11 protein-coding genes are annotated in these 9,326 nt (G+C 65.8%); 6 read left to right on the top strand and 5 right to left on the bottom strand.

Annotated elements, in window-relative coordinates; translation table 11 throughout:
- Nucleotides 1-5: 5 nt before the first annotated feature.
- The gene (locus ABS772_RS12130) at nucleotides 6-1,139 is read right to left on the bottom strand and encodes a HigA family addiction module antitoxin (RefSeq protein WP_350394844.1); all 1,134 of its coding nucleotides are present in this window, start codon (nucleotides 1,137-1,139) and stop codon (nucleotides 6-8) included.
- Between the two features lie 110 nt (nucleotides 1,140-1,249).
- Here ABS772_RS12130 and ABS772_RS12135 point away from each other — a divergent pair, with 110 nt between their 5' ends.
- Entirely contained in the window at nucleotides 1,250-2,128 is an 879-nt protein-coding gene (locus tag ABS772_RS12135) for a helix-turn-helix domain-containing protein (RefSeq protein WP_350394845.1), read from the top strand.
- On the opposite strand, the gene ABS772_RS12140 is transcribed toward ABS772_RS12135, so the two are convergent.
- Both ABS772_RS12140 and ABS772_RS12145 read right to left on the bottom strand, forming a co-directional pair.
- Nucleotides 2,125-2,475, bottom strand: coding sequence for a hypothetical protein (locus ABS772_RS12140; RefSeq protein WP_350394847.1), 351 nt, complete (start codon nucleotides 2,473-2,475; stop codon nucleotides 2,125-2,127). The genes ABS772_RS12135 and ABS772_RS12140 overlap by 4 nt on opposite strands.
- Nucleotides 2,465-2,989, bottom strand: a complete 525-nt coding sequence (locus ABS772_RS12145; RefSeq protein WP_350394849.1) for a Panacea domain-containing protein — start codon at nucleotides 2,987-2,989, stop codon at nucleotides 2,465-2,467. Before ABS772_RS12145 ends, ABS772_RS12140 begins: the two co-directional genes overlap by 11 nt.
- A 252-nt stretch (nucleotides 2,990-3,241) precedes the next feature.
- Here ABS772_RS12145 and fliN point away from each other — a divergent pair, with 252 nt between their 5' ends.
- The 5 genes from fliN to ABS772_RS12170 all read left to right on the top strand — a co-directional run bounded on the left by fliN (nucleotide 3,242) and on the right by ABS772_RS12170 (nucleotide 7,180).
- Nucleotides 3,242-3,568 (top strand): flagellar motor switch protein FliN, encoded by a 327-nt coding sequence (gene fliN, locus ABS772_RS12150; protein WP_238256152.1) that lies wholly within the window; start codon nucleotides 3,242-3,244, stop codon nucleotides 3,566-3,568.
- Between the two features lie 22 nt (nucleotides 3,569-3,590).
- On the top strand, nucleotides 3,591-4,667 hold the full coding sequence (locus ABS772_RS12155) for a flagellar motor switch protein FliG (RefSeq protein ID WP_350394852.1): 1,077 nt from the start codon (nucleotides 3,591-3,593) through the stop codon (nucleotides 4,665-4,667).
- A 37-nt stretch (nucleotides 4,668-4,704) separates the two neighbouring features.
- Nucleotides 4,705-5,769 (top strand): flagellar biosynthesis protein FlhB, encoded by a 1,065-nt coding sequence (gene flhB / locus ABS772_RS12160; protein WP_350394854.1) that lies wholly within the window; start codon nucleotides 4,705-4,707, stop codon nucleotides 5,767-5,769.
- Complete coding sequence (locus ABS772_RS12165) at nucleotides 5,766-6,212, top strand: hypothetical protein (RefSeq protein WP_238256149.1); 447 nt, start codon at nucleotides 5,766-5,768, stop codon at nucleotides 6,210-6,212. Before flhB ends, ABS772_RS12165 begins: the two co-directional genes overlap by 4 nt.
- Before the next feature lie 266 nt (nucleotides 6,213-6,478).
- Entirely contained in the window at nucleotides 6,479-7,180 is a 702-nt protein-coding gene (locus ABS772_RS12170) for a response regulator transcription factor (RefSeq protein ID WP_350394856.1), read from the top strand.
- Between the two features lie 6 nt (nucleotides 7,181-7,186).
- On the opposite strand, the gene ABS772_RS12175 is transcribed toward ABS772_RS12170, so the two are convergent.
- Both ABS772_RS12175 and fliK read right to left on the bottom strand, forming a co-directional pair.
- The gene (locus ABS772_RS12175) at nucleotides 7,187-7,753 is read right to left on the bottom strand and encodes a transglycosylase SLT domain-containing protein (RefSeq protein WP_350394858.1); all 567 of its coding nucleotides are present in this window, start codon (nucleotides 7,751-7,753) and stop codon (nucleotides 7,187-7,189) included.
- Entirely contained in the window at nucleotides 7,707-8,237 is a 531-nt protein-coding gene (gene fliK / locus ABS772_RS12180) for a flagellar hook-length control protein FliK (RefSeq protein WP_350394860.1), read from the bottom strand. The genes ABS772_RS12175 and fliK overlap by 47 nt, the downstream gene beginning before the upstream one ends.
- Between the last annotated feature and the right edge of the window lie 1,089 nt (nucleotides 8,238-9,326).

Here is a 9,326-nt window from a genome sequence, read left to right on the forward strand (position 1 = left end):
TTCTCCTACTCACCTAGCGGATACACATCACCCCACCCATCGATTGCCGCACTAGCTCCAATGTGCGATCTTACGTTTGTTAAATGTTGACGGAACCGATCGTAGCGGCCCGTCTTATGCTGTAATTGTCCGGCGACGATGCCCGGATGGACATCTAAAATTTTCGAAAAGGCCAATAGATCACGCTCTGAGAAAAATGGGGCCTTGCGCGCAATAAAGCCGTCCATCTTAGTCTTCGGAACACAAAACTCTTGTGCGGCCAAGTTAGCGGCTCGCTCTTCTTCGTTCACGTCCGGCCCGGTCCCCGCTCGGGGGCCTTCAAGCTCAACGTCGAGAACGATAGCAGACTTCCCGTGGCCAAGCCGAACATGCTCAAGCTCATGACGCAAAACGAACCAGAAATTATCAATCCGATCAAACCTAATGGATAAGCCAATAACTGGAGACGCGTCGTCCAGCCAAAAGCACACGCCATCGATCTTCGATGAAGGCAAGCTTTCAACGATAACAAAGCGAATTCCGCACTCACTCAGTATGCGAGGAACTTTGCGGATCTCTTCCGGCGACCTAAGCAGGGCTCGGAGCTTGGTAAGTGCAACACCAACCGATACCTCAGTATATCTTGCAACCAGCAACTCTTCCGCGATAGATCTAACTCGATAAAGCCATGCGAGTTGAGACGGGGTTACAGACGCATTTACAGCTGTCTTTCGCGCCGCATGCGGAAGTATCTCAATTTCGTCAGGCGATTTGACCCCGAAGAACTTTGTAAGTTCATTTTCGACAGCTTTTAGGTTTTGGGCGTCATTGACTGCGAGCCACCCCCGCTTGACCATGGCGGCTACAGGCAAGTCACCGAAGAGCGCGGCGCGCGTCGCACGTCCGCGATCAGGCTTGGCCGCTAGGCGGGCGATCGCCAGATCATAGTTGCGTTGCAGCTCCAAGAATATTGCCGCATCGACGCCAAAAACGTCTTCAAGGGCCAGGGCCGTCTCGGTTGTGACCGAACCTTTGCCTGCAATGATCTTATTGATCGTGCTCTCATCCTTTTCCAAGACGACCGCGAGCGTCCGCTGCGACCAGCCTCGGTTCTCCAGAAGCTCCGCAATAAGTTGGCCGGGCGTGGCGTGCTCACTCATCTCTGGGAGATTACGCCCGGCGCCCTCACGTCGTCAATGACGACCTGCGCATAAACTCAAACTGACCCAAAATGCTTGACTAAATGGCGGGTCGCGGTAGTGTGCTGCGTATGAACAAGCTCTCGGCGGACGAACGCGCGAAGATCCTGCACCTCCTCTGCGAGGGCATGTCGATCCGCGCGATCACGCGGCTGACGGGAGCTAGCAAGAACACCGTCGCCAAGCTTCTTGCCGATGCCGGCCGGGCCTGTGCGATCTATCAGGACCAAGCCTTCCGCGAGTTGCCTTGCACGCGCATCCAGGTCGATGAGATTTGGAGTTTCGTTTACGCGAAGGCGAAGAACGTCGAGACGGCCAAGGCGGCGCCGGAAGGCGCGGGCGACGTGTGGACGTGGACGGCCCTATGCGCCGATACCAAGCTTCTTCTGTCGTGGCTGGTTGGCGGCCGGGACGCCGAGTACGCGACCGTCTTCATGCACGACATCCGGGGCCGGCTCCTTGAGCGCCCGCAGATCACGTCAGACGGCCACTACGCCTACCTGTCGGCCGTTGATGAAGCGTTCGGCAATGAGGTCGATTACGCGCAGATAGTCAAAACCTATGGCGAGTCAGCGGACAGCGCCCGGCGCTACAGCCCGCCAATCTGTACGGGCGTGAAGAAACGCACCGTCACCGGCAACCCCGACAAGGATTACGTCTCCACGTCGTTCGTGGAGCGCCAGAACCTCACGATGCGGATGCACATGCGCCGGTTCACGCGGCTGACGAACGGCTTCTCAAAGAAGGTGGAGAACCACGTTCACGCCGTCGCGCTCCACACGATGTACTACAACTTCGTCAAGGAGCAGCGGGGCATCCGCATGACGCCAGCCATGAAGGCGGGCGTGACGGATACGCTCTGGACCATTGACCACATTGTTAGGGTGGTGGAGCTTTTCGACACGAAACCCGGCAAGCGCGGACCGTACAAAAAGAAGGACGGGAACTAATCGTCTTTTTTCTTCGACTGAGCTGCGCCTTTCCCAACTGCGATGCCGGCAGTAAAAAGAAACGCATTGCCTATCCATGTGATAAGCGTATTTAGCCAGGGCGCTTCTTGCCCCGACCATTGAGTTGTCGCGCCTATCACGGCCACTAATGCGGCCGAGCAAAGTAGCAACCCACTCAAAACTACCGCAGCTGCATGGCCTTTGTCGTCAGTTCCGTACTTAAGCCATCGCGTAGTGATATGCAGAATGCGGTTGTCGGCCTTGTCTCCTGTAAAGTCAGGATAGCTGGCTGTATAGTCGTCCGCCTTGGCAGGAGGATTAGGAGGAGGCGGTATCTTATCTGGCACTGGCAAGCTTCGACCGAAAGATGTCCCGCATCAGATCAGTTGGGATTAGCGGCTTGTTCGCCAGATCGCCGTATCTCTCTTTAACGACTGTCCAAGGCTCGCCCGGCGCATGTGTCGCATTAGACAGCTGAATTCCGCTGAGATGCTTATGGCTATCCCAAAGGCGGCGAAGGAAATCCTGCACGTTTGTAGGCGGGGGCGTTGGAAATTCAACTTCAAAGTCCAGCATGCCTTCGCCAGTACGGTTTAGGACAGTTGCACGCCTGTTCGTAATCGGCTGAGCGCCAAAATCGCGAAACTGAGAGTAAATCGACGGCACGACTGGGCCCCACGGCCAAGCGTATATCTCTTCATCGAAGAGTTCTGAATGGTTGTACGCCAGCCACCAAGCCTGAGCGTAGAAGAGGAGCTTTTGCAGCTTGAGCGGATCTATGCGCGGAAACGCGCCGGGATCTGAGTCTTGGAGTTGCAAAAATGTGTTTGCGACCGAAGCTGCGGTCGTCGGCGCGGACATGGCGCGCACTCCTCCTCTATGCCCTTCCTTGTACGAGGTTCGACCCTTTTGGTCGAGATGTCGCACCCGCGACTGACCGACTCATGTCAACCTCTGCCACCCTCTCCGAGATTTCAAACTGACCCACTGCCGAATGTCAGCCGGGACGGGCACCGCGCGGCGGAAAGATTTCCGGATCGCCGGCGACAGCCTCGCGTCAGCCAAGCCGGCTAGACCGTCCCCACGCACAAGCGGACCCGACGAGCCCGAGCGATGAGCAGCAGCCCCTTCCCCGATACCGACCTCGCCGGCACCGAGCCCCGCGTTGGCGACGGGCGCAATCTCGATTCGATCCTGCGCATCCCGGTGCTGATGCAGGTGGTGCTGGGCTCCGCGACCATGCCGGTCGCCGACCTGATGAAGCTCGGGCGCGGCGCCGTCGTCCCCCTCGACCACCGGGTCGGCGAGCCCGTGGACGTGATGGTCAACGGCCGCGTCATCGCCCGCGGCGAGATCGTGATCGTCGAGGAGGACAATTCCCGCTTCGGCGTGTCGCTGACCGAGGTGGTCGGCCCGTCCGCTGCCGAACAGAACAGCTGAGCCTCGGCGAGAGCGGGCCGCCATGTCGTCCAGTCCTCTGGCATCGAGCCCAGTCCCTTCGGAAGCCCTGCCCCTGGCTCCCGTCGCCGCCCGCGTGCTGGGCCGGCGGCTCGACCCCGTCGATCAGGTCGCGGCGCTGCTGCTCGCCATGGGCAAGCCGGCGGCGGGGCGGCTGATCAAGTATTTCGAGCCGGACGAGCTCAAGCGCATCACCCGCTCGGCCTCGAATCTCGGCGCGGTGAGCCCCGAGCAGCTCGACACGGTGGTGGAGACCTTCTCCGCCGAGTTCTCCGCCGGCAACAGCCTGATCGGCACCGCCAACGAGGTCGAGAAGCTGCTCAGCGGCCTGCTGCCGGCCGACCAGATCGCCGACATCCTCGCCGACGTGCGCGGCAACGCCACCCGCTCGGTCTGGGAGCGGCTCGGCACCGTGCAGGAGAGCGTGCTGGCGAGCTACCTCGTCAAGGAGCATCCCCAGACCGCGGCGCTGATCCTGTCGAAGGTGAAGCCCGCCACCGCCGCCAAGGTGATGGGCCACCTGCCCGGGCCGCTGCGCAACACGGTGATGCGGCGGATGCTGAGCTTCAAGCCGATCGTCGACGACGTGCTGCACGCGATCGAGAAGACGCTGCACGAGGATTTCATGATCAACGGCGCGCGCAATTCCGGCGCCGACACGCATGCCAAGATGGCCGACATCATCAACAAGATGGAGCGCCAGCAGATGGACGACGTGCTCTCCAGCCTCGGCGAGTCGCGTCCGAAGTCGGTCGAGATCCTGAAGGGTCTGCTCTTCACCTTCGACGACATCGTCAAGCTGGCGCCGCGCGCCCGCACCACCCTGTTCGACGCCGTGCCGAACGACCGGCTGGTGCTGGCGCTCAAGGGCACCGACGCGGAATTCCGAAACACGGTGCTCAGCGCCCTCTCGGCGCGCGTGCGCCGCATGGTCGAGCACGAGCTGAACGGCGGCGAGCCGGCGGCGCAGCGCGACGTCATGGAGGCGCGCCGCTCCATCACGGATCTGGCCATGGACATGGCCGGGCGCGGGGAGATCGAGATCAATCCGGGGGGCGAGGATGACGCGCTCATCCGCTGACCGGACCCCCGTTCGCGCCCGCCCGCGGGGTTGAGGCGTGGCGGAGGAGACCGACCACGAGAGCAAGACCGAAGCCGCCACGGAGCGGCGTGTCCGCGAGGCGATCGAGAAGGGCGACATCCCCTTCTCCCGCGAGGCACCCGTCTTCGCCTCGACGCTGGGCCTGCTGATCGCCCTGGCCCTGTTCGCGCGGGGGCAGGCGGCGCAGCTCGCGGGGGATTTCGCGCCGATCCTCGACGATCCGCGCGGCTTCTCCCTGGAGACCGGCGGCGACGCCATGCTGCTCCTGAGCCGCGTGGCGATGGCGGCGGGCCGCTTCCTCCTGCCGATCCTGCTGATCCTGGCGGTGTGCAGCCTCGCGGCCTCGCTCCTCCAGAACCTGCCGCGGCTCGTCCTCGATCGGATCACGCCGAAATGGTCGCGGGTCTCGCCGATGGCGGGCTTCAAGCGAATCTTCGGAACTTCGGGTCAGGTCGAGTTCCTGAAATCCGTCGTTAAATTCCTGTCGGTCAGTGTCGTCGCACTTCTGCTCCTTCGCTCGGAGCGGACAAGAGCCGTGAACGCCATGTTCGTCGATCCGAGCCAGTTGCCCGAACTGATCCTGACGGTCTCGATCCGGCTCGTCGCGGCGGTGGCCATCGCCACCATCGTGATCGTCGCGGGCGACCTCGTCTGGGCGCGGCTGCGCTGGCAGCGCTCGCTCCGGATGTCGCGCCAGGACATCAAGGACGAGCACAAGCAGACCGAGGGCGATCCGTCGGTGAAGGCGCGGCTGCGCTCGCTCGCCCAGGACCGTGCCCGCAACCGGATGCTCGCCAACGTCGATCGGGCGACCGTGGTGATCGCCAACCCGACGCACTTCGCCGTGGCGCTCCGCTACGAGCCCAGCGAGAACCCGGCCCCCCTCGTGCTGGCCAAGGGGCAGGATCTCATCGCCCTGCGCATCCGCGCGATCGCCGAGGAAAAGGGCATCGCCGTGATCGAGGACAAGCCTCTCGCAAGGTCGCTGTACGATGCTGTGCAGGTCGATCAGACGATTCCGGCAGAATTTTACCGCGCCGTGGCCCAGATCCTTTTCTTCCTTTTCGCGAGAGCCCGATGACCCCTCAGGTCCAACGTTTCGCGCCAGGACCGTCGGCCGTTCCGCATGCCTACGCGGCCGCCGAGCAGATTTTCGCCGAGGCGCTGCGCGACTTCATCGGTGAGCTGTGCCTGCTCGACGGCGGCGTGCTCATCGGCTGGATCCGCGGCGAGCGGCACGGCAACATCGCCGACATCGTCGCCTCCTCCGCCGAGCTGTTCTTCAAGGAATCGGTTCTGACCTACGCCGACGCCGCCGACGTCTGCCTCGAATGGGGCCGCTCGATGCAGGTGGTCCTCGACCTCGAATTCGCGGCCGAGCCGATGACAGTGTTCTTCAAGCTGGTGCTCGACGAGGTGTTCGCGGGCGTCGCGATCCAGCGCATCGTCGCGGAGGACATGGCCGCGCTCTCCCTCGAAGGCTTCGCTGACGCCGTGAGCCAAGCCCGGGTCGGACATGCATGACGCCCGCTCGCGAACGCCGGACGCAAAGCTGCGGCCGAGCCTATCGCGAAGGGTGTCGAGCGCACGCCGCGGGCCGCATTCTTCCATGTATGAAATTATACATTCCATCGATTGACCCTCTCGGCGCTGCACTGCATGACAATGTCGATGCTGCGTCTGCAAAACACGCGTAGGATGTGGCGATGGCCTCCCGGCGGCGCCAAAAACCTGCCCAGATCGCAGCGCAAGGCCGGCGCGATCCGGCTGGGTCAGGAGGATGGTCGTCGATGTATTTTCTGGTCGATCCGCGCGATTCGGTGAACGCGGGTTACAAGGCCAGCTTCGAGCGCGAGGGGATCTCCTCGTTCGCGCTCATGCCCGAGGAGTTCCTGGGCTGGCTCCGGGCGGCCTCCAGCAGCGATCTCGAAGCGATTCAGGGCTTTCTCCTCGGCGATTTCGAGGAGCGGGCGAAATGCGCGGGCGTGATCCGCAAGCAGTCCCGCGCGCCGATCATCGCGCTCGCCGACCTGCGCTCCCTGGAGCAGACCGTCGAGCTGCTGGAGGCCGGCATCGACGACGTCCTCCCCAAGCCGGTCCACGTCCGCGAGATCCTGGCCCGGTCCGAGGCGATCTGGCGCCGGGTCAACGGCGTCGTCCAGCCGGGCGAGGCGGAGGGTGAGGCCGCGGGCGAGGCCAAGACGCCGGATCGGCTCAGGGTCTTCCACGACGGGCGCGACCCGGAGATCGATGGCGTGCCGCTGTCCCTGCCGCGGCGGGAGCGGCACATCCTCGAATATCTCGTGCGCAACCGCGGGCGCCGGCTCACCAAGACCCAGGTCTTCAACGTGGTCTACGGCGTCTACAGCAACGGCGTCGAGGAGAGCGTGATCGAGGGCCACGTGAGCAAGCTGCGCAAGAAGCTCTCCGAGCGGCTCGGCCACGACCCGATCGAGGCCAAGCGCTACATGGGCTACACCTACGTCGGCTGAGCCCGGCTACTGGCAGAACGCCTTCGCCCCCGGCGTCCAGTTGCCGAAGCCCGAGGCGACCATGTTGGTGATGACCCGGCAGACATAGACCTTCTGCGCCGGGTTGTTGTTGGGGCCGGCATGATAGCGGGCGACGGCGAGCGTCCAGCTTCCCTCGCGCTCCTTCAGCTCCTTCAGGAAGCGGGTCGCGTACTCGACGTTCTGGGCCGGGTCGATCATCGCCTCCAGCGAGGCGAACTTCGCCCGATGATAGTGGTGGTTGATCTGCATGCAGCCGAGATCGACCAGGCGCACGCCCTCCCGCTGCGCCTGGCCGAGGCGCTGCACCACGTCCGCCGCGCTGGTGCCGAAATAGGCCTTGCCCTGGATGTTCATGGCAAAGGGCTGGAGCGAGCCGCGGTTGCCGCTCTCCGTCAGCCCGACGGCGTAGAGCATGCCGAGCGGCACGCCGTGCTTGGCGGCGGCCTGCGCCATCTGGCGCTCGCAGATGCGGGAGGTGTCGGCCGGCGCGGCCGCCGCGGCGGCGCTAGAGATACAGGCCGCCGCGATCGCGCCCGCGAGAATCCGTCTCATGGTCCTGCTCCTCGGTGGGCGTGGCGGCCTCGTCCGCGCGCGGGGACGGGCGCCGGCCCGAATGATCGGGCGTCGCCGCGCCCGGCTGCCTGTCGTGCTGCCCGGCCTGCGATCCGGCGAAGGACGCGAATCCCTGACCCCGCGGCCCGGAATCGCCCGGGCCCGCGCCGCCCGCCTGGATCGTCACGGTGTCGGGCTCGTAGCCGGCCTCCCGCAGCAGGCCGGAGAGCAGGTCGCCCTCCTTGCGCAGGCGCTCGGCGGTCTCCTCGCGGCTGGTGCGCAGGCTCATCTCCAGCCGCCCGTCCTGCAGGCGCATCCGCACCAGCACCGAGCCCAGATCGGCCGGATGAAGCTGGAGCGTCAGGATCTTCAGCGGTCCGCCCTCGACGGGGGCCGGCAACGGACGGCCCTGGGCGCCGGACGCGGCCGCCGGCAACTGGGTGGCGACCGCATCGACGATCTGGCGCAGGGGAGACGTCGGCACCGGAGCCGGCGCGCTCGCGGCGTCATGCGGGACCGGTTCGGCGAGCGGCCTATCCGGACGCGGCGCCTCGGCGGTGGGGCCGGCGCTCGCGGTCGGGCCGCGATCCGCGTCGGCCGTCGCGCGCGTCGCCGACGCGGCGGCACGCTCCGCGGCCGTCTCGGGGCGGGCGATCCCGGCCGGCTGCTCCCGCACCGGTTCCGATTCGCGCCGGATCTGTTCTGTCGGGCGCCCTTGCATCGCGGCCGCCGGTTCGGCGACGACTCCGCTTCCCGATGGATCGGTGAGGGATGGCGCTGACGCTGCGGCGCCGGCCGGTTCCGACTGGTCGCCGCGGGGAGCGGCGCGTCCGCGACCCGCCGGGTTCCCGAGGGCCGCCGCGGCCTGCGCTGGTGCCGGAGTCGCGGCCGGTACGACATCGGGGCTCGTGGCCGCGGCGACGGCGGCTCCGCCTTGGCCGGGTCCGACCGGAGCCGGCTGCGCGGCCGCCGCCGCGACCCCGGCGGCCGGTGCCTCGGGCGATCCCGGAGCAGTGAGCGTCGGCGGCGTCGCGGCCGGTGCGAAGGTCGATCGGTCGACGGCCGCCTGTGCGGCGAGGCCGACGGCGCCCTGAGCCGGAATCGGCCTTTCTGCCGCGAGAGCGGGATCATGGACGCCACCGCGCAAGTTCGCGGACGCCACCGTGAGCGGACCGACGCCGGCATCGGACGGAAGCGGTCGAGCCGGCACGCCCGGGGCAGTCACGTCGAGAGCGGTCGCGGCCGAAGGGGGCTGGCCATCTCCCCCTGCGATGGAGGGGAAACCGTCGGGGGCGCCGGATGCCGTGATCGCCGGTGCCGAGAGTGCGCCGGTTGCAGACGGCCGGGCATCGGCGCTCGTCGGGAGCGCGCCCTCGCGCGGGCGAACAGGGGCGAAATGCGTCTCCAGCCCGACCACGGACATCGGCAGGGCCGGCGCCGTCGGGATCGGGCTCGGTCCGGAGCCCGCCCGTACCGCGGCCCGCTGCACCATGGCCTCGAGGCCGGCATCCGGGTGCGCAGCGGGGGCGGGCGCGGCGGCGGGGCCGGCGAGCGCCATCAGCGCCTGCAAGGC

This window comes from Methylorubrum podarium (assembly GCF_040270385.1).
Taxonomy (GTDB): Bacteria; Pseudomonadota; Alphaproteobacteria; order Rhizobiales; family Beijerinckiaceae; genus Methylobacterium; species Methylobacterium podarium.

What these genes read in the sequence shown, in the direction of transcription:
- ABS772_RS12145 (WP_350394849.1), bottom strand. Translation starts at nt 2,989, where the DNA reads ATGTCCGCGCCGACGACCGCAGCTTCGGTCGCAAACACATTTTTGCAA.
- ABS772_RS12165 (WP_238256149.1), top strand. Translation starts at nt 5,766, where the DNA reads ATGACCCCTCAGGTCCAACGTTTCGCGCCAGGACCGTCGGCCGTTCCG.
- ABS772_RS12155 (WP_350394852.1), top strand. Translation starts at nt 3,591, where the DNA reads ATGTCGTCCAGTCCTCTGGCATCGAGCCCAGTCCCTTCGGAAGCCCTG.
- ABS772_RS12135 (WP_350394845.1), top strand. Translation starts at nt 1,250, where the DNA reads ATGAACAAGCTCTCGGCGGACGAACGCGCGAAGATCCTGCACCTCCTC.
- ABS772_RS12130 (WP_350394844.1), bottom strand. Translation starts at nt 1,139, where the DNA reads ATGAGTGAGCACGCCACGCCCGGCCAACTTATTGCGGAGCTTCTGGAG.
- ABS772_RS12175 (WP_350394858.1), bottom strand. Translation starts at nt 7,753, where the DNA reads ATGAGACGGATTCTCGCGGGCGCGATCGCGGCGGCCTGTATCTCTAGC.
- fliN (WP_238256152.1), top strand. Translation starts at nt 3,242, where the DNA reads ATGAGCAGCAGCCCCTTCCCCGATACCGACCTCGCCGGCACCGAGCCC.
- ABS772_RS12170 (WP_350394856.1), top strand. Translation starts at nt 6,479, where the DNA reads ATGTATTTTCTGGTCGATCCGCGCGATTCGGTGAACGCGGGTTACAAG.